The following is an 18,960-nucleotide window of genomic DNA, read 5'->3' as shown; positions in this document are numbered from 1 at the left end:
AAATGGTGACCCCTACGGGAATCGAACCCGTGTTTCAGCCGTGAAAGGGCCGCGTCCTAGACCGCTAGACGAAGGGGCCATTTGGCCATTTCAAACGACTTTTCCGGAAAATTCCGGATGGTGACCCCTACGAGAATCGAACTCGTGTTTCAGCCGTGAGAGGGCCGCGTCCTAACCGCTAGACGAAGGGGCCATAAAGCCGTTTTGTTACCTCCCACCGTGACCGATGGTGACCCCTACGGGAATCGAACCCGTGTTTCAGCCGTGAAAGGGCCGCGTCCTAGACCGCTAGACGAAGGGGCCAAACCGGGTTGCGCCGGAGGCAGGACCGGCCCTCTAAACGCGGGCCCAAGGGTGGTCAACCCTTATCTGGAAACTTTTTTGAACCTTTCGTTTCAATCGCAGAATGCTGCGTCGTCGAGGTGCAATTCCGCCGCCGGACGGCTGCCCCAGTCGTCGATTTTCGCCCGGCCCGCGAGCCAGAGCTTGCGGCCGTGGGTGGCGTGGAGAAGGGCCTGGCCCATGTCGGTTTCGGCACTGCGGAAGGCCATCGCCTTGAACCGGCCGCCGTCGGGACCGGAGACGATCAGCCGCAGGTGGTCGGCGCCCACGACGTCCGCCTTGACGATGCGCACCGGGCCGACCGCTACGCGTGGGCCCGGCCAGCCCATGCCGTAAGGACCGGCGCTTTCGAGTGTCTCTATAAGCGAGGGAACGAGACCGCCCGGTGCCAGCGCCAGATCGAGCAGCATGTGGCGGTTGGCGCTGGCCAGGGATACGTCGGCGGCGAGACGGTCATCCAGCCAGTCCGACAGCGCATCCAGCTTGTCGGGCGCGATGGTGAGACCGCAGGCCATGGCATGTCCACCACCGGCCTGCAGCAGCCCTGCCTCGCGCGCGGCGATGATTGCAGCGCCAAGGTCCACGCCGGAGATCGAGCGGCCCGATCCCTTGCCGTTGCCCGCATCGTCCGCGCCGAGCGCGATGACGAGGGCAGGCTTGCCGGTCTTTTCCTTGATGCGACCGGCGACGATGCCGATCACGCCGGGGTGCCAGCCTTCGCCCGCGCAGATGATGACGGCACGGTTATGCTGCCGTTCGATCTGGGCTTCGGCCATTTCCTGGACTGCCTGCTCGATGGAGCGGCGCTCGTCGTTGAGGCGGGAGAGTTGTGCGGCGATGTCGCGTGCTTCGTCGACATCGGTGCTGGTGAGCAGGCGTACCCCGAGGGTTGATTCGCCAACGCGCCCTCCGGCGTTGATGCGCGGGCCCAGTGCGAAACCAAGGTCGCTGCAGGTGGGTGCCCGGCCGAGACGGCTGGCATCTATCAGCGCCGACATCCCGATGTTGTCGCGCTTGGCCATGACCTTCAGGCCCTGCGCTACGAGGGCGCGATTGAGGCCATGCAGTGCGGCGACGTCGGCAACGGTGCCAAGCGCGACGAGGTCCAGCAGGGCGAACAGGTCGGGCTCGCGGCGGCTTTCGAAGTAGCCGCGCTTGCGCAGCGTACGGACCGTCGCGACGGCCAGCAGAAAGGCGACGCCAACGGCGGCGAGATGGCCGTGGGATGCCGCCAGGTCGTCTTCGTCGAGCCGGTTGGGGTTCACCAGCGCGGTGGCGCGGGGCAGCACCGGCGAGCACTTGTGATGATCGACGACTATCACGTCGACCCCTGCCTCGTGGGCCATGTCGAGCGCTTCGTGCGCCATCGCCCCGCAATCAACGGTGACGATCAGGCTGGAGCCTTCGCCGGCGATCTTCACCAGCGCCTCACCCGAGGGGCCATAGCCTTCGAGCAGCCGGTCAGGGATGTAATAGCGGGCCTGGTGGCCAAGCGCGCGCAGCAGCAGGATCAGCAGCGCCGCGCTGGTCGCTCCATCGACGTCATAGTCGCCGTAGACGGTTGTGGTCTCGTTCGTCATGACCGCCTGCGCCAGCCGCTCCGCCGCGGCGTCCATGTCGCGGAAAGCCGAAGGGTCGGGCAGGAACGCGCGCAGGCTGGGATTGCGATGGCGCTCGAGATCCTCGCGGGCGACGCCGCGCGAGAGCAGGAGCTGGGTGACGATATCGTCTTCGAGACCGGCCGGACCTCTGCCGAAGCTGTCGGAGAGGTCCATGTTACCGCCGCGCCAACGCCAGGCTTTGCCGGTCAGCGAGCGGTCGATCCCGAAGACACAGGCGGATCGTGATTCCATGAGGCTGGCGTTACCCCAGCCGTCCTTCGACGGGAAGTGGAAGGGTTTCGTCGATCCCCGCATTTCGTGACGGCATTTGTCGTTAGCCCGCCGTTCCTCTCCCAAGTAAAACGTAACCAACGGGTAGGAGAGCGGATGATGCCGTGGAGTAACGGCTTCAGGTTTTCTTTGATTTCATTGCCTTTGGCGGCAGTCCCGGTTGTCGTGGTGGCGGCAAGCGATCCCGCGCCAATTGCGCGCTACGACATGCGGGCCGGGACGGTATCCGGATTCGGCGGCATGGGACGTGGCTCCGGAGGCGGTATGGGGCCTGCGATGAGCATGATGATGGGAGGTGGCGGCGGGAGCGTGCAGCATGAACTCTACCTGCGTCTGGGTTCCCAGCAGGCGCCGGTCGGCGGGAAGGCCAAGGCCGACCATTTCGTGCCGCCGGCGGCCAGGCTGGGCAAGTCGGTGGCGCTGGTCGCTCCGCCGCGTGAGCAGGCAGCGCCGGACCTCCTGCCCGAGAAGCCCAAGGGGCGCCTGCTGATCTTCTGGGGCTGCGGCGAACATGCGCCCAAGGGGCAGCCGGTCGTGCTGGACTTCGCGAAGATCGCGGCCGGACAGATGCCTCCCGGCATGCCCGGTTCGGCAGTGGTGCGTGACTGGGGGCCCACCCCGGACAATTCGCGCAGCTTCGCCCGCTGGCCGGCGGACGATCACAAGTTCGTCAAGGTGGACAGTTCGCTGATCGGTGCGCACAAGGTGGTGAGCACTTATGCGCCGGAGATCAGCTTCACGCTTGCGAAGGATTTCATGGCGCCGATCACGTCGCGCACGGCGACGCTGCCGAGCGAGGCTTCGCGCCTGAGCTGGACGGGTATCCCCGGTGCGACGGCCTGGCTGGCCTTCCTGACCGGTGGCAAGCAGGGACCGAACGGGGACGCCAGCGGCGACGTGGTGATGTGGACAAGCAGTGCCGACAAGCAGTTCGGTGGGGGCCTGATGGATTGGATCACGCCCGAACAGGCAGCATCGCTGGTGACGAGCGGAACGTTGATGGCTCCCACGAGCACGAGCTGCGTCATCCCGGCCGAGGTCGTCGCGGCATTCCCGGACTTCCGCTTGGGCACGCTGACGGCGTTCGGTCCGCAGGAGAGCTTCGCCTACCCACCGCGCCCGGCGGATACGAAGGTCGTGTGGAAGCCGGAATGGACCGCCCGAATTCGTCACCGATCGACGACGAACTGGATGCAGGCCCAAGGCATGGAAATGGGGGGCGTGGGCGCGAGCGCTCGGGAAGAAGGTCAGGACGGCGTACAGCAGCCTGAATGCAAGCCGAAAAAGAAGGGGTTGGGTGGCATGCTCGGTGGGCTTGGAGGTATGATGGGCGCAGGCAACAAGGGGTGTTGATTCTCTGCTCGCGATTATCTGGCACAGTCGTACCGGCGCAGCGCGCGCCATAGCCGAGGCGCTGCATGAAGGCGCGGGCGCAGATGCGTGCTTGATCGCTGCTTCGGATGTATCTCCCGAAGACCTGCTGGCCGCTTCAGGCTACGTTTTCGTCTGCCCGGAGAACCTGGGTGCGATGACGGGCATGATGAAAGAGATGTTCGACCGTTGCTACTATCCGCTGCTGGGGCGCGTGGAAGGCAGGGCCTATGCGACCGCGATCGCGGCCGGTTCCGACGGGCGCGGTGCGCAGGCGCAGATCGATCGTATCGTCACAGGATGGCGTCTCAGGCGCGTGGCGGACCCGATGATAGTCAACCTCGGCGCCCAGACGCCCGAGGCGATACTTGCCGAGAAGCATGTGCCGCAGGACCGGCTGGATGCCTGCAGCGATCTCGGCGCCGCGATGGCCGAAGGGCTGCATCTGGGGATTTTCTGAGGAGGGCTTTCACAGTGCCGAATGGACTCGACGCTACGCTGGAAATGATGCCTATTTGTCCGATGCCGCAGGGAGCCGACAGGACCACAGGGCTGTGCCTGTTTTTCGATCACGGCACGCGGCCGGATGCCGATATCGTGGCACGACTTGTCGCGGCTTCGGCGGATGCGGGATTGCCAGCCAGCGTCAGCCATCGTCCTGCTCCGGAGGCCGGATGGCTTGAGTTGCTGGCGAGCGGACTGACGTTCGATCTGATCGGGCTCGACCCAGGAGCTCCTGGCCGGATGACGCAGGTACAGCAGCATTTCGGCTTCGGCGAGGACGATGTTCCGGGGGAAGGCGAAGCGGTCGAGCTTGTGCCTTCAGGACACATCGTTTCCGGGGCTGGATTGCAGCCGGTCCTGCGCACGATGATGGGCCTGGCGGCAAACCTAGCGCTCGAACTGCCGGTGCGTGCGGTCGGCTGGGCGCCTGCGCAGACCTGGATGGAGCCGCGCTACTTTTGCCGCAGCGTGCTCAACTGGCTGGGCGGCGGTGCTTTCCCGGCGCTTGGCCTGACGGCGCTGCTGCAGGCGGAAGACGGCAGCCTTGCCAGTCGGGGGCTCGCCCATTTCACGGGGCAGGAAGTGCAACTCGAAGGGCGACGGGGTGAGGCCGCGGCAGATACCGTGAAGCTCGCGGTTCGGGTGATCGACCAACTCGTGCGCCGGGGGCGCATCGTGGAACCCCTGCGGATCGACGCCGGTGGGCAGGCGCTGCTGCTGGAGCCGTCGCAGGTGGGTAAGCTCCTGCTGGTGTGGCGTGAGGACGAGGGCTGAGCGCACTCAGGGGATACCTCTCCTTCCGCGCCGTCAATCGCAGCGACGCGCCCGGCTACGATCCCGGCCTGCAACGCCATCATCTGCTGCCGCGCCAGTTGCTTGGGCAGTCGGCCTTCATGCGGATGCTGGAGAGTATCGGTGGTCATCGGCACCGCTTCGAAGATTTTCGCGAGAACGGCCTGCTCCTACCCTGTGATGAGCCGGCGGCGCTGCGCATGGGGTTGCCGCTACATCGCGGGCCGCATCGGCTCTACAGCCAGCTTGTCGTCGAGCGGGTGGGGCAGATCGAGAGCGGCTGGGCGGCAATGTGCGACAAGGATCCACAAGGCGCCGCCATACAGGCGCATATGCGGCTTGACCTGCTGCAGCGCGCCTTGCGACGCTATCTGCTGGACGGGCAACGGCGGCGGTTGAAATTGAACCGCCGCGATCCGCTGGGTGTGGGTGTGGATTTCACCGAACTCGACGCCATGGTCGATGCGCTGTGGGGCTCCACGCGCGTCGCCACGGCGCCGCTGGTTCAGGCAATGCCGGCGCGAATCCGCAACTCGTCCTTCGCAGACTGATACTGGGCCGCGAGGCGCTCCACCCGCTCGGCCACGGTTTCGACGGCGCGAATGGCTCCGATGCCTTGTCCGGAACCCCAGATGTCCTTCCAGGCTTTCGCCGCAGTATTGCCGCCGGAACCGAAGTCCATCTGGCTCTTGTCGCCATGCGGAAGATTGTCCGGGTCCATGCCCGCCGCGACGATCGAGGGGCGCAGGTAATTGCCGTGAACCCCGGTGAAGAGACTGGAATTCACGATGTCAGCGGCATGGCCATCGACGATCGCCTGCTTGTAGCCCTGATCCGCATTGGCTTCTGTCGTGGCGATCCACGGTGTGCCGATATAGGCGAAGTCCGCGCCCATCGCCTGCGCGGCAAGGATCGAGCGTCCGTTAGCGATCGCACCGGAAAGCGCCACCGGACCGTCGAACCAGCTGCGTATCTCCTGCATCAGCGCGAACGGCGACTGCGGCCCGGCATGGCCGCCCGCTCCGGCCGCGACCGCGATCAGCCCGTCAGCGCCCTTTTCCACGGCCTTGCGGGCGAACATGTCGTCGATCACGTCATGCAGGACCATGCCGCCCCAGCCATGCACCGCCGCGTTGACTTGCACATTGGCGCCGAGCGAGGTGATCACCAGCGGCACCTTCCACTTCTCAAGCATCGCAAGGTCTTCCTCCAGCCGCGTGTTAGTGCGGTGGACGATGAGATTGACCGCGAAAGGCGCGGCGCATCCCCGGGTTTCCTCGGTGATGCGGTGAAGCCATTCGTCGAGCTGGCTGGCGGGCCGGGCATTGAGCGCCGGGAAGCTGCCGACGATCCCGCTGCGCACTTGTGCGATGACCAGCTCCGGATTGGAGACGATGAACATCGGCGCCGCGATCACGGGCAGGCGCAGAGATTTGGACAGCGCGGAAAGGGGCATCTCGTCTCCATTTAATCGTTCGATTAAATCATCGCATAATCCGGTCCATCCATGGTGTCGAGTGCAGACCGCCGTACCGCCCCCGCGTTTCTGGCGGGCGCAGGCGTGACGTTCGTTGACGACTGAAATAGACACCACTGTCGATTAACAGGCAGAAGCGGAGAAGGAGCACACCATGTCGGATATCGGGGAAGCCACGTTCGATTGTTCGGACATCGACCAGTATCTTGGCACCGTCATCGACAGTTCGCCGATCCGCGAGCCGCTGGGGAACAACGATATTCGGCGCTGGGTGCAGGCCATGCACTACCCCAATCTCGCCCATTACGACCCGGCCTTCGCGGCCGCGAGCCGCTGGGGCAAGCTGGTGGCGCCGCAGAGTTTTCCGATCGTGATGGACGACAGCCACGGCACGTCGTCCTCCTGCATGGGCGGCATCGCCGAATCGCACCTGCTGTTCGGCGGCGACGAGTTCTGGCACTACGGCCCGCGCGTGTTCGGCGGCGATACCATCACCAACGAGCGCATTCCTTACGACTACAGCGTCAAGGATACCGGGTTCGGCCCGACCTGCTTCCAGCGCGGTGACAACTATTACCGCAACCAGCACGGCGAACTGATCGCCAAGCAGCGTTCGACTGCCATCCGCTACCGCGCGGCGGCAGGCGGTGCGCGCGTCGATACCTCCGAGTTCGAGGAACCGGAGTGGACGGACGCCGAGATCGAGAAGCTCGAGGAGCGCAAGTTCGGCTGGATCAAAATGCTGCACGATCTGGGCCACGGCGAACGCTGGTGGGATGACGTTAACATCGGCGACCAGCTGCCCGAGCGCGTGTTCGGACCCCACACCGTGGCCAGCTTCACGACGGAATGGCGCTCGTACCTGTTCACGGTATGGGGCACCCTAGATCGCCGCACGATCGACCTGGAGGCTCTTGGCTTCACCAAGGAAATGGCGGGTCACGAGAACGATCCGGTGATGGAGCGGATCAATCCGGAACTCACTGACGGCGCGTACTACGGCCCGTCACGCGGGCACCTGTTCCCCAGGTATGCGCGCAAGATCGGCATGCCACGCGCCTATGGCTACGGCGCCTCGATGGGGGCGTGGGTGACCGACTATCTCGCCGGCTGGGCAGGCGAATGGGGCATGGTGGTGCACTCGACCGCCAATTATCGCGGTCCTGCCCTTAGCGGCGACGTCACCATCCAGACCGCCGAAGTGGTCGACAAGATGGTCGATGAGGACGGGCGCCATCTGGTTCAGGTCAAACACCTCATGCAGAACCAGAAGGGCGTCAAGATGTGCATGGGCGTGGCCGAGATCGAACTGCCCAAGAAGAAGTGACGCGAAAGGAGGCGGCCCCGGCATGGGCCGCCTCCTCCCCCCGTCGCGTCACCGCAGCAGGGTCGCAGCGTGTCCTCCCTGGGGGAGGGCAACAGAGCGGAAGGACACGCGGACCTTCATCTCAATTGCCGGTGCTTCCTCCCAGTAATCCGCCAAGCAGTCCGGTGACGGGGGCTAGTGCGTCGCCCCCCGAACCTGTCGTTCCGCCCAACAATCCTCCGCTGACGGTTCCGGTCAGGGTGCCGCTCAAGCTGACGTTCAGCGTGCCGACGACACCGTTCACAAGCCCCGTAACGGGCGCCAGGACATCGCCCGATTGGGCCCCGCCGGTAACTCCGCCGAGCAGTCCATTGACGAGCCCGGTGACTGGCGCGAGGGCTGAACCTGCGCCGCCGCTGCCGACGCCGCCCCCGATACTCCCCACCACGGGGCCGACAGCTCCGTTCATGGCATCGAGCACTGGCGAGGCGACGGAGTTCACCACGCCCGTCACAGGGGCCACGACCGGTGAAAGTCCGTTGGTCAGTTGCGTGACCCCGCTGACGACCTGCTCGCCCAGCAGCGCACCGGCGAGGTTGCCCACCGGCGCAAGCCCCTGCGCCACGCCGTCGGCCGTGGTCGGCAAGGTGACATCGACAACCTTGTCGGCCGACAGCACATCGGCCGTCAGCAGGGTTCCGGAGACGAGTCCGGGATCTTCGGACAGTACGTTAGCACCGATGAGCGTGCCGCTCGTGCTCGGACCTGTCAGCGCATTGTTGCCCAGATCCAGACCTACGAGCGGCCCGGTGTACGTCGGCGCCGGGCCGGAGCCGCCGCCTGGCAACGCGCCGGTCAGGCCATCGACCAGACCGCCAAGCTGTCCGGAAACCGGGGCAAGCAGTCCCCCTTGGCCCAATACCGGCGCCAGCACTCCATCGACCGTGCCCAGCAATGGATTGGTCACCTGGCTGACCGTCGAGGTAACCACCGCCACGGTCGGGGAAAGTCCATCCGTGACGCTGTTGACGATGGAGCCGACCTGAGGCCCCAGCAGCGCTCCGGCAATGGCGCCCACCGGAGCCAGCGCTGCCTGGGTCGCCTGCGGTGTGGTGGGCAGCGTAACTGCTATGGCCTTGCCGTCGCCGCTGAGAACATCGACGGCGAGGCCGCTGGTGGACTGCCCTGCGGCGGGCGGCGCCACGTTGACGTCGACCAGTGTGCCCGAGCCGCTCGGCCCGAGGATCGAAGTGCCGCCAATGGCTACTCCGACGGCCGAACCGGTGTAGCTGGTGGTCGTGGGGGTCGGCGTCGGGGAAGGCGTCGGGGTTGGTCCCGGGGTGGGTGTCGGCGTGGGGCTCGGTGTAGGCGTCGGTCCCGGTGTAGGTGAGGGGCTGGGGGTGGGCGTCACACCGGAGCCGGGATTGAAGCCGTTTCCATCGGCACAGGCGCCCAGCAGCAGAAGGGGGATCGCCGCCGCGCCCATGAGGGTTTGCCGGAAGGATCGCGATGAATTGATCGACATGGTGTTGCCTCCGTAAAATGCTCCGTAAGCAGGGCGTTAGGCCTGTTGGGGACAGACGCCGCGGACAGACGGAGCCGTGTCGATCGTTTGTGCCGATGCTTGTGAAACGGCCCGATGCCCCCCGTTATGAAATCCGGGCTGCGGCTTCGGCAAATCCGGGATGCGGACCGCATATGCTTACGCAAGACCGGTTTCCTGCGGTTTTTCGAACACGCAATGCTGCGTGAAGGGCACGCAAAAGGGGGCAACGCGGTTTGCCGCCATAGCGGCTGCAACTTCCCTCCCGGTCGATGGAGATGCTTTTTTCGGATTCATGAAAAAGGCCCGGCCGTTGCCGGCCGGGCCTTTTTCGAATGCGATGCCGAAAAGGGATCAGGCCGCGTTGGCGGCGCTCAGAACGGCGCGCACGCTGGCGGTGGCGACGTCCTCGTCGATGCCCACGCCCCATACGGTGCGACCGTCGGGCAGGGCGCATTCGACGTAGGCCGCGGCGCGGGCGTCCGTGCTCTTGCCCATCGAGTGCTCGGCATAGTCCTTGACGTCCAGCTGCACGCCGAAGCTCTCGGCCAGCGTCGCGGTGACGGACGAGATCAGGCCGTTGCCCTTGCCGGACACCGACTGCTCCTTGCCCTCGACGCCGATCTTGCCGGCGAAGACGCGGGTGTTGTCCGGGCCCTTGGCCTCATCCCAGTCGATCAGCTGGAAGCGCTGCTCGCCGCTCAGGCGGTAGGCCTTCTGGAACACGTCCCAGATGTCGCCCGCCTGCAGTTCGCGGCCGAGTTCGTCGGCCAGTTCCTGCACGTGCTTGGAGAAGTGCGCCTGCATCCGCTTGGGCAGCCTGAGGCCCTGGTCCTGCTCGATCACCCAGGCGAAGCCGCCCTTGCCGGACTGCGAGTTGACGCGGATCACCGCCTCGTAGCTGCGGCCCAGATCGGCCGGGTCGATCGGCAGGTAGGGCACCGACCAGATCTGGTCGTTACGCTTCTCCTGCGCGGCGAAACCCTTCTTGATCGCGTCCTGGTGCGAGCCCGAGAACGCGGTGAAGACCAGTTCGCCGCCGTAGGGATGACGCTCGGCGACCTTGAGCTGGTTGCAGTATTCGACCGTCTGGATCACTTCGTCGATGTCCGAGAAGTCCAGTTCCGGGTTCACGCCCTGCGTGTACATGTTCATCGCCACGGTCACGAGGCAGCAGTTGCCGGTGCGCTCGCCGTTGCCGAACAGGCAGCCCTCGACGCGGTCGGCGCCCGCCATCAGGCCCAGCTCCGCCGCCGCGACGCCGGTGCCGCGATCGTTGTGGGTGTGCAGCGAGATCACCGCCGCGTCGCGGTTCGGCAGGTTGCGGCAGAAGTACTCGATCTGGTCAGCGTAGATGTTCGGCGTCGCCGCCTCGACCGTCGCGGGCAGGTTGAGGATGATGGGGTTCTCCGGCGTAGGCTTCAGGATTTCCATCACCGCTTCGCAGCACTCGATCGAGAAATCGAGTTCGGCGGTCGAGAACGTCTCCGGCGAGTATTCGAAGTGCCACTTGGTCTGCGGGTACTTCGCCGCCTGATCGCGCATGATCTTCGCGCCGGTTTCCGCAATGCCGCGGATTTCATGCCGTTCCATGCCGAACACGACATTGCGCCACAGCGGCGAGACGGCGTTGTAGAGGTGGACGATGCCCGCGTGCACGCCAGCCAGGCTCTCGAACGTACGCTCGATCAGGTCCTGTCGCGACTGGGTCAGCACTTGCACCAGCACGTCCTCGGGGATGCGATTCTGGTCGACGAGGCCGCGGATGAAGTCGAACTCGGTCGCGCCCGCGCTCGGGAAGCCGACCTCGATTTCCTTGAGGCCGACTTTCACCAGCAGGTCGAAGAAGCGGTTCTTCTTCTCCGCGCCCATCGGGTCGATCAGCGCCTGGTTGCCGTCACGCAGGTCGGTGGAGAGCCAGCGGGGCGCCTTGGTGATGACCTGCGAGGGCCACTGGCGGTTCGGCAGGTCGATCTGCGGGAAGGGGCGATACTTGACCGAAGGGTCTTTCAGCATGGTCATGGGGTATTCTCGCTCGGTAATTCGTCTGCAGGCAATGTCGGTTCAGGTCCCCTTGAGCGCCGAGCGCGCCGCAGGCCGACGCACTACTTCACGCCCAAGGGCGGATAAGTCGCAGGGTAAGGCCGAGCAGAAGGGTCATGCCCTCGCCTATGGGCACGCGCGCGCGCCGTGTAAAGAGGCAATGCGGCGACGGCGGCGCAATTTCGCTTTCCGTCGCCGAGGTGGGCTTGCCGAATGTTGCGCCGGGATCAGGAGCAGTAGAAGCGTTTGATCGCGCCGCTCTCGTCGACATCGACGTTGAGACGTTCGGCGCGGTAATCCATCGTTACCGCCATGCCGGGTTTGATCACGCGGATCGGCTTGTCGCCGCGCTTCGACTGGATGGCAGCGATCGTGGCATCGGTGGCGGGCTGGCCGACATAGCTGGCGAACTGATCGGCGCCGCAGGTCGGTTCGACTTCCGCAGCAGGGGGCGGGGCGGCTTCAGGCGGGGTCTGCGTGGCGCAGGCGGCCAGCGTCATGGCCATGGCTACAGGGGCGATGAAGGCTTTGGGGGACATGGGTGCTCTCCTTTCCCGGCCCGCTAGCCTAGCGAAGCTGAACGAGGACGCAACGCGCTATCCGGCGCAGGCAGAGAACACCGTATGCACCTGCTCGCCGTTATGATCGTAGATCGTGAAACGGCGCTGCTTGCGGCAGGTGCGGGTATAGGCATCGACCATCGCCACCGTTGCCTCGTTGAGCGGCGAGGAGGGCAGGGGCGTCTGCGCAACCACGGTCTCCGGACGGACGGCGAGGATACGGCGCACTTCGCGCCGTTCGTCGAGGCCGGTCCACTCGCGCCCCTCGTAGAGATGCGGCGAGAAGGCGAGCGGGCTCACCGGATCGGCGCCGATCTTCGCATAGAGGTAGTTCGGGGCGCCCCATACGAGGAGGCGCTTCTGCGGCGTCTCCTTATCGACGTAGCCGACCAGCGCTGCGGCAGCGGGCCGGGCACGCCAGCGGTCGTGCAGGTGGAACGTGCCGGACAGGGCAAGGCTCAGACCGATCACCGCGACAAGGCCCGGCCAGACCGGGCGGCGATGGGCGAAGTACCCGGCGCACAGGATCGCCAGCGGGGCCAGCGCGGACTGTGCGTAATGCACGTAGATGTTGGGGAACGAGAATATCAGCGCCAGCGCGACGAATGCCCAGAGCGCAATCAGTCGCGCGACGGGGCGGCTCTCTTGTCGCCGGTGTAGCGCGTGAAGCCCGATCCCGGCGAAGACCATCGGGATGCCCAGCATCCCCGCCATCGTGAAGATCCGCTGCACCCGGATCGCCGGGTCGGCATAGCCGCGCGCGAAGTTCGAGGTGGCCATCGCGTTCCACAAGTCGGCGAAGTGCCCGTCCATCCAGTAGAACAGCCCGGTCGCCAGCATCGGCAGGCTACCTGCGAGCGCCAGAAGCCCGGCCCTCCAGGCGACGCCGATGACGGATCGGTCGCTCCGGGCGAGCAACAGGATCGCCGTCAGTCCGAACAGCGCGCCTTCCAGCGCCACCGTCTGCTTGATCGCGATTCCCATCCCGGCGCAGAAGAATCCTGTTAGCAACCCTGCGTCGATGCGCCCTTCGCGCAAGCGATCGAAGCGCGAGAGAAGCAGCCATGCCGCAGCGATGATCAGCGTGTTGAAGAAGACTCCCGCTTCCAGATTGTCGCCCTCGAAGCGGCTGAGCAGCGCGAGATAGGAGAGGGCCGCGAGCATCGCGCTGCCCGGCGTTGCGATCATCCGGGCGATGCGGTTGACGCCGTAGGCCCCCAGCGCCGCCGAGAGCGTGGCCACCAGTTGGTAGGCCAGCATCGTTGGCGAGACGAGAGCGATCGCCGTGAAGATGAGGTAGAGCAGCGGCCCCTTGCGATCCCAGATATCTACGTAAAGCAAGTCGCCCTTGGCCAGCCGTTCCCCGACGAGGGCGTAGAACTGGTCGTCGATGCCGAAATTCCACTCGCCCCATGCCGGGCAGCGGATGAGGGTGGCAAAGGCTAGCAGGCAGGCGAACTGGGCAAGGCGACTGTCGGCGACGATGCGCGCAAGGCGTCCCGCGCGTCCGGCATCCGGTGTCTCCATCGTCATGCCCGCCATCGAAATCCCCGCAAATTCACGGGGCTTCATAGTCAAGAAAGTCTTACCATTTGGCGAATGCCGACACCGAGCCGGTGCGGTGGAGGTTTCGCAAGGTGGGGCTATAAAACCCAGCTTCCAACCCCGCTCAGGCTGAGCTTGTCGAAGCCTCCTGAGGCGTGGCGCTGTGCCTCCCATCCTTCGACAAGCTTAGGATGAGCGGGGTGCGTGGAGCAAAAGCAAAGGGCGCCGCCAGTTTCCCGGCCACGCCCTTTCGATAAGCCTGTCCGCGAGGATCAGCCTTCGACGTGCTCGGCCAGCACGGTCAGGCCCGCGTCACCCACTTCGGCGAAGCCGCCGGTGATGCGGATTTCCTCGGGCGCACCGTTCTCGGTCTTGTAGACCTTCAGGGCGCCATCGGCGATCGTCGACATGAAGGGCGCGTGGCCCGCCAGCACGCCGAACTCGCCTTCGGTGCCGGGGACGACCACCATGTGGACGTCCTCGGAACGGACCAGCTTCGCAGGCGTGACGAGTTCGAAGTGCAGGGGCATATCAGGCGTCCGCCGCCAGCTTCTTGGCCTTCTCGACCGCTTCGTCGATGCCGCCGACCATGTAGAACGCGGCTTCCGGCAGGTGGTCGTACTCACCGTCGACGACGGCCTTGAACGACTTCACGGTGTCTTCCAGCTGGACGAACTTGCCCGAGATGCCGGTGAAGACTTCCGCAACGTGGAACGGCTGCGAGAGGAACTTCTGGATCTTGCGGGCGCGGGCGACCGTGACCTTGTCCTCTTCCGACAGCTCGTCCATGCCTAGAATGGCGATGATGTCCTGCAGCGACTTGTACTTCTGCAGGGTTTCCTGAACGCGGCGGGCGGTCTGGTAGTGCTCGGCACCGACAATGCGCGGTTCGAGAACGCGCGAGGTCGAGTCGAGCGGGTCGACGGCCGGGTAGATGCCCAGCTCCGAGATGGCGCGGTTCAGCGTGGTCGTCGCGTCAAGGTGCGCGAACGAGGCAGCAGGCGCCGGGTCGGTAAGGTCGTCCGCGGGAACGTAGATCGCCTGAACCGAGGTGATCGAGCCCTTGGTGGTCGAGGTGATGCGCTCCTGCAGCGCGCCCATGTCGGTCGACAGGGTCGGCTGGTAGCCCACGGCCGAAGGAATACGGCCAAGGAGAGCCGACACTTCTGCGCCCGCCTGCGTGAAGCGGAAGATGTTGTCGACGAAGAACAGGACGTCCTGGCCTTCCTGGTCGCGGAAGTATTCGGCCATGGTCAGACCCGACAGGGCGACGCGGGCGCGGGCGCCCGGGGGCTCGTTCATCTGGCCGAAAACGAGGGCGACCTTGGAACCTTCCGAGGTGGCGTTGCCTTCGGCGTCCTTGGCGATGACGCCGGCGTCGAGGAACTCGTGGTAGAGGTCGTTGCCCTCACGGGTACGCTCACCGACGCCCGCGAAGACCGAGACGCCGCCGTGGCCCTTGGCGATGTTGTTGATCAGTTCCTGAATGAGAACCGTCTTGCCCACGCCCGCGCCGCCGAACAGGCCGATCTTGCCGCCCTTGGCGTAAGGGGCGAGAAGGTCGATGACCTTGATGCCGGTGACCAGGATCGAGGCTTCGGTCGACTGGTCGATGAAGGCGGGAGCCTCGGCGTGGATCGGCGAGAACATGTCCGAGCCGATCGGGCCGCGCTCGTCGATCGGGTCGCCGACGACGTTCATGATGCGGCCGAGGGTCTTGGGGCCGACCGGCACCGAGATCTGCTTGCCGGTGTTGGCGACTGCCTGACCGCGGGTCAGGCCGTCGGTGCCGTCCATCGCGATGGTGCGCACGGTGTTCTCGCCGAGGTGCTGGGCGACTTCGAGAACCAGCTTCTGGCCGTTGTTCTCGGTCTCCAGCGCGGAGAGGATGGCGGGCAGCTCGCCTTCGAAGGTCACGTCGACGACAGCGCCGATGACCTGGCTGATCTTGCCGGTAGTGGTGAGGTTGAGCACGGGTGCAGTGGCCATTTCGGTTTCCTTAGCCTGCGGTTCTTAGAGCGCTTCCGCGCCCGCGATGATTTCGACGAGTTCGGTGGTGATCGCAGCCTGACGGGTGCGGTTGTAGACGATCGTCAGCTTCTTGATGAGGTCGCCCGCATTGCGCGTGGCGTTATCCATCGCCGTCATCGACGCACCCTGTTCGGACGCGGCGTTCTCCAGCAGCGCGCCGAAGAGCTGGGTCTTCAGGTAGCGCGGGAGCAGGGCGGCGAGGATTTCCTCCTCATCGGGCTCGTATTCGGTGACGGCGTCGGCAGTCTGGGCAACCGCCTTGGGGGCCGGGACCGGGATGATCTGCTGGTCGGTCGGTTCCTGCAGCAGCGCCGAACGGAACTTCGAGTAGAACAGGTGCGCCACGTCGAACTTGCCCGCCTCGTACATCGCGACGAGTTCGTCGGCGACGCGCTCGGCTTCGTCGTAACCGGGGTTACGCACGTCCGAGGTGTCGAACATGTGGGCGATCTGGTTCGGGTGTTCGCGGCGGATCACCGCGCGGCCCTTGCGGCCCACGAGGTAGAACAGCACGGTCTTGCCCTGCGCCTGCAGATCACGCGCCTTGGCGAGGGCCGCCTTGACGATGTTCGAGTTGAACGCGCCGCACAGGCCCTTGTCCGAGTTCGCGACGACGAGCAGGTGCACCTTGTCGCTCCCGGTTCCGGCGAGCAGCTTGGGGCTGTTATCGGAGACGGTGATCTTCGACGCCAGCGATCCCATCACTTCGGCGAGACGCGCCGCGTAAGGGCGAGCGTCTTCGGCGGCGGCCTGCGCCTTGCGCAGCTTGGCCGCGGCGACCATCTGCTTGGCCTTGGTGATCTTCTGGGTCGACTTGACCGAGTTGATGCGGCCTTTGAGTTCCTTGAGCGAAGCCACTCGTTGTTCCTCGTTGCGTCGTCCCGGACTTGATCCGGGACCGGTGGCGGTCTTTAGGCGGGGCCTTTCAGGAAGGCTGCTTCAAGACCGCCTGCGATCCCGGCTTTCGCCGGGATGACGGTTTAACTTAAGCGAACTGCTTGGCGAAGGCGTCGAGCGCGGCCTTGGTCTTGCTCTTGGCTTCGTCGCCGAAGTCCTTGGTCGAGCGGATCAGCGCCAGCACGTCGGCATGTTCCGAGTGCATGTAGCTGAGCATCTCGGCCTCGTACTCGGTGACCTTCGAGACCGGCAGGGCGTCGAGGTAGCCGTTGGTGCCGGCGAAGATCGACACGGTCTGCTCTTCGAAGGCGAGCGGCGAGAACTGCTTCTGCTTGAGCAGTTCGGTCAGGCGCGCACCGCGGTTGAGCAGCTTCTGGGTCGAGGCGTCGAGGTCCGAACCGAACTGGGCGAACGCCGCCATTTCGCGGTACTGCGCCAGCTCCAGCTTGATCGAACCGGCGACCTTCTTCATCGCCTTGGTCTGGGCCGAACCGCCCACGCGCGACACCGACAGACCCACGTTGATGGCCGGACGGATGCCCTGGTAGAACAGGCCGGTTTCAAGGAAGATCTGGCCGTCGGTGATCGAGATCACGTTGGTCGGGATGTAGGCCGAAACGTCGCCGGCCTGCGTCTCGATGACGGGAAGGGCGGTCAGCGAGCCGGCACCGTTCTCGTCGTTGAGCTTGGCCGCGCGCTCCAGCAGGCGGCTGTGGAGATAGAACACGTCGCCGGGGTAGGCTTCACGGCCCGGCGGACGGCGCAGAAGGAGCGACATCTGGCGGTAGGCGACGGCCTGCTTGGAAAGGTCGTCGTACACGATCACGGCGTGCATGCCGTTGTCGCGGAAGAATTCGCCCATCGCGGCGCCGGTGTAGGGCGCGAGGTACTGCAGCGGAGCCGGCTCCGAAGCGGTCGCGGCGACGACGATGGAGTATTCCATCGCGCCGTTCTCTTCGAGCTGACGCACGATCTGCGCGACGGTCGAGCGCTTCTGGCCGACTGCGACGTAGATGCAGTAGAGCTTCTTGCCCTCGTCGTCGCCCTGGTTCGCTTCCTTCTGGTTGATGAAGGTGTCGATGGCTACGGCGGTCTTGCCGGTCTGGCGGTCACCGATGATCAGCTCGCGCTGGCCACGGCCGACGGGAACGAGAGCGTCGATCGCCTTGAGGCCGGTCTGCACGGGTTCGTGCACCGACTTGCGCGGGATGATGCCCGGAGCCTTCGATTCGACGCGGGCGCGCTTGTCGGCAACGATCGGGCCCTTGCCGTCGATCGGGTTGCCGAGCGCATCGACCACGCGGCCGAGCAGGCCCTTGCCGACGGGAACGTCGACGATGGTGCCGGTGCGCTTGACGCTGTCGCCTTCCTTGATCTCGGCGTCCGAGCCGAAGATCACGACGCCGACGTTGTCGGCTTCGAGGTTGAGGGCCATGCCCTGCACGCCGTTCGAGAATTCGACCATCTCGCCGGCCTGGCAGTTGTCGAGGCCGTGGATGCGGGCGATGCCGTCACCGACCGACAGAACCGAACCGACTTCCGAAACCTGGGCTTCGGTGCCGAAGCTGGCGATCTGGTCCTTGATGACCTTCGAGATTTCTGCTGCGCGGATATCCATTGTTCTGCCTTTCTTAGCCCTTCATGGCCTGGGCGAGCGAATTGAGACGGGTGCGGATCGAGCTGTCGATGCGCTTGGAACCGATGGTGACGACGAGGCCGCCGAGCAGTTCCGGATCGACGCTGGTCTTGATCTTGACCTTGCGACCCTCACGCACTTCCAGCTTCTGGCGAAGCTGTTCGACCTGCTCGTCGGAAAGCGCGTGGGCGGATGCGACTTCGGCCGTCGCTTCGCCGCGCTGGGCGGCGGCGATGCTGGCGAAGGCGCGGATGATCTCGGGCAGGGCCGACAGGCGGCGATTGCCTGCCAGAACGCCGAGGAAGTTCTTGGTGAGCGGCGAGGTGCCGAGCACGCCCGCGACCGCTTCGATCGCCTTGGCGGCGGCATCGCGGCTGATTTGCGGATTGCGAATCAGCGCGGCAAGCTCGTCGCTCTCGCGCAGGGCCTGGCCGAGGTTGTCGAGGTCGTTCTCAACGGCCGAAACCGAGCCGTTCTCGCTCGCGAGATCGAACAACGCCGAAGCGTAGCGTCCCTGCAAGCTGGCCTTGATGCCTCCGGAATTCTCCACGCCTGTCCTATCCTTACATCGCAGGTGGGTTCGGGTCGGGGACGCAACAACAGCGCGTGCTCCCCCAGCCCGCTGACGGGGCGCGCATAGCGACGATACCGTTACAACGCAAGGTGCCCCTTTGGCCCTGGGGACAAAGGACAGGTAAACAGTTTAAAAGCAAGCGGCAGGAAGCCTGCCGGCGAAGCGGCGTGCAATGTCGGGCACGAATTCGCTGCGGAGTATTCCGACAACCCATCGAATCGAGGGTCTGGCCCGCGCCGTGCCGCCAGTTGTATTACGGCTGACGGCCAGAGAACTTGGGTGAACGGACGCCTCGGTGCATGGCCGTCGATGCGGATCGGTGCTTCTTTGCAGCGTTACTCTGGACGATGCCGACGGAGCAGCGATGCCGACCATTATGCGATGGCTCGAACTGAGATGCGGCCCTTTCGCGGCGAACCGCCTATGCGATATGTCGTCTTGGACGGC

General features: G+C 65.3%; 16 protein-coding genes and 3 tRNA genes. 5 read left to right on the top strand and 14 right to left on the bottom strand.

Annotation, left to right across the window (positions count from 1 at the left end; all coding sequences use genetic code 11):
• Positions 1-3 precede the first annotated feature (3 nt).
• From PKE80_RS21210 to recJ, 4 genes are all read right to left on the bottom strand, one after another.
• Positions 4-79 (bottom strand) — tRNA-Glu (locus tag PKE80_RS21210).
• 39 nt (positions 80-118) lie between these two features.
• Positions 119-193: transfer RNA gene (locus PKE80_RS21205), tRNA-Glu, on the bottom strand.
• Positions 194-227: 34 nt separating this feature from the next.
• Positions 228-303: transfer RNA gene (locus PKE80_RS21200), tRNA-Glu, on the bottom strand.
• A 92-nt stretch (positions 304-395) separates the two neighbouring features.
• A complete protein-coding gene (gene recJ, locus PKE80_RS21195) occupies positions 396-2,195 on the bottom strand; it encodes a single-stranded-DNA-specific exonuclease RecJ (RefSeq protein ID WP_271184228.1) in 1,800 nt (599 codons plus the stop codon).
• Positions 2,196-2,231: 36 nt separating this feature from the next.
• On the opposite strand from recJ, the gene PKE80_RS21190 reads away from it, so the two are divergent.
• From PKE80_RS21190 to PKE80_RS21175, 4 genes are all read left to right on the top strand, one after another.
• A complete protein-coding gene (locus tag PKE80_RS21190; RefSeq protein ID WP_271184227.1) occupies positions 2,232-3,587 on the top strand; it encodes a hypothetical protein in 1,356 nt (451 codons plus the stop codon).
• A 49-nt stretch (positions 3,588-3,636) separates the two neighbouring features.
• Complete coding sequence (locus tag PKE80_RS21185) at positions 3,637-4,065, top strand: flavodoxin family protein (protein ID WP_271184292.1); 429 nt, start codon at positions 3,637-3,639, stop codon at positions 4,063-4,065.
• Positions 4,066-4,127: 62 nt separating this feature from the next.
• Positions 4,128-4,883 carry a hypothetical protein gene (locus PKE80_RS21180; protein ID WP_271184226.1) on the top strand — a complete coding sequence of 252 codons (756 nt, stop codon included), beginning with the start codon at positions 4,128-4,130 and terminating at the stop codon, positions 4,881-4,883.
• Positions 4,880-5,452: an AHH domain-containing protein gene (locus tag PKE80_RS21175; RefSeq protein WP_271184291.1), complete on the top strand. Its 573-nt coding sequence runs from the start codon at positions 4,880-4,882 to the stop codon at positions 5,450-5,452. The genes PKE80_RS21180 and PKE80_RS21175 overlap by 4 nt, the downstream gene beginning before the upstream one ends.
• Here the strand turns inward: PKE80_RS21175 and PKE80_RS21170 are convergent.
• On the bottom strand, positions 5,407-6,357 hold the full coding sequence (locus tag PKE80_RS21170; protein ID WP_271184225.1) for an NAD(P)H-dependent flavin oxidoreductase: 951 nt from the start codon (positions 6,355-6,357) through the stop codon (positions 5,407-5,409). The genes PKE80_RS21175 and PKE80_RS21170 overlap by 46 nt on opposite strands.
• A gap of 175 nt (positions 6,358-6,532) precedes the next feature.
• On the opposite strand from PKE80_RS21170, the gene PKE80_RS21165 reads away from it, so the two are divergent.
• A complete protein-coding gene (locus PKE80_RS21165; protein ID WP_271184224.1) occupies positions 6,533-7,705 on the top strand; it encodes an FAS1-like dehydratase domain-containing protein in 1,173 nt (390 codons plus the stop codon).
• A 121-nt stretch (positions 7,706-7,826) separates the two neighbouring features.
• Here PKE80_RS21165 and PKE80_RS21160 read toward each other — a convergent pair whose 3' ends face one another.
• The 9 genes from PKE80_RS21160 to PKE80_RS21120 form a co-directional block, all read right to left on the bottom strand.
• Positions 7,827-9,209: a hypothetical protein gene (locus tag PKE80_RS21160; RefSeq protein WP_271184223.1), complete on the bottom strand. Its 1,383-nt coding sequence runs from the start codon at positions 9,207-9,209 to the stop codon at positions 7,827-7,829.
• A gap of 372 nt (positions 9,210-9,581) precedes the next feature.
• The gene (gene leuA / locus PKE80_RS21155; RefSeq protein ID WP_271184222.1) at positions 9,582-11,249 is read right to left on the bottom strand and encodes a 2-isopropylmalate synthase; all 1,668 of its coding nucleotides are present in this window, start codon (positions 11,247-11,249) and stop codon (positions 9,582-9,584) included.
• A 248-nt stretch (positions 11,250-11,497) separates the two neighbouring features.
• Positions 11,498-11,809, bottom strand: a complete 312-nt coding sequence (locus tag PKE80_RS21150; RefSeq protein ID WP_008830027.1) for an I78 family peptidase inhibitor — start codon at positions 11,807-11,809, stop codon at positions 11,498-11,500.
• Between the two features lie 57 nt (positions 11,810-11,866).
• Complete coding sequence (locus PKE80_RS21145) at positions 11,867-13,402, bottom strand: glycosyltransferase family protein (protein WP_271184221.1); 1,536 nt, start codon at positions 13,400-13,402, stop codon at positions 11,867-11,869.
• Between the two features lie 245 nt (positions 13,403-13,647).
• A complete protein-coding gene (locus PKE80_RS21140; protein ID WP_007682679.1) occupies positions 13,648-13,905 on the bottom strand; it encodes an ATP synthase F1 subunit epsilon in 258 nt (85 codons plus the stop codon).
• Position 13,906: 1 nt separating this feature from the next.
• Positions 13,907-15,364 carry a F0F1 ATP synthase subunit beta gene (atpD, locus tag PKE80_RS21135; protein ID WP_211150043.1) on the bottom strand — a complete coding sequence of 486 codons (1,458 nt, stop codon included), beginning with the start codon at positions 15,362-15,364 and terminating at the stop codon, positions 13,907-13,909.
• A 24-nt stretch (positions 15,365-15,388) separates the two neighbouring features.
• Positions 15,389-16,264: a F0F1 ATP synthase subunit gamma gene (locus PKE80_RS21130; protein WP_271184220.1), complete on the bottom strand. Its 876-nt coding sequence runs from the start codon at positions 16,262-16,264 to the stop codon at positions 15,389-15,391.
• 127 nt (positions 16,265-16,391) lie between these two features.
• The gene (gene atpA, locus PKE80_RS21125; RefSeq protein ID WP_271184219.1) at positions 16,392-17,921 is read right to left on the bottom strand and encodes a F0F1 ATP synthase subunit alpha; all 1,530 of its coding nucleotides are present in this window, start codon (positions 17,919-17,921) and stop codon (positions 16,392-16,394) included.
• 13 nt (positions 17,922-17,934) lie between these two features.
• Positions 17,935-18,489 carry a F0F1 ATP synthase subunit delta gene (locus PKE80_RS21120; RefSeq protein WP_008830032.1) on the bottom strand — a complete coding sequence of 185 codons (555 nt, stop codon included), beginning with the start codon at positions 18,487-18,489 and terminating at the stop codon, positions 17,935-17,937.
• Between the last annotated feature and the right edge of the window lie 471 nt (positions 18,490-18,960).

It is taken from the genome of Novosphingobium resinovorum (genome assembly GCF_027922145.1).
Lineage (GTDB): Bacteria > Pseudomonadota > Alphaproteobacteria > Sphingomonadales > Sphingomonadaceae > Novosphingobium > Novosphingobium resinovorum.
Note: the sequence above shows the minus strand (reverse complement) of the source record. Positions and strands in the feature narration are given on the sequence as shown.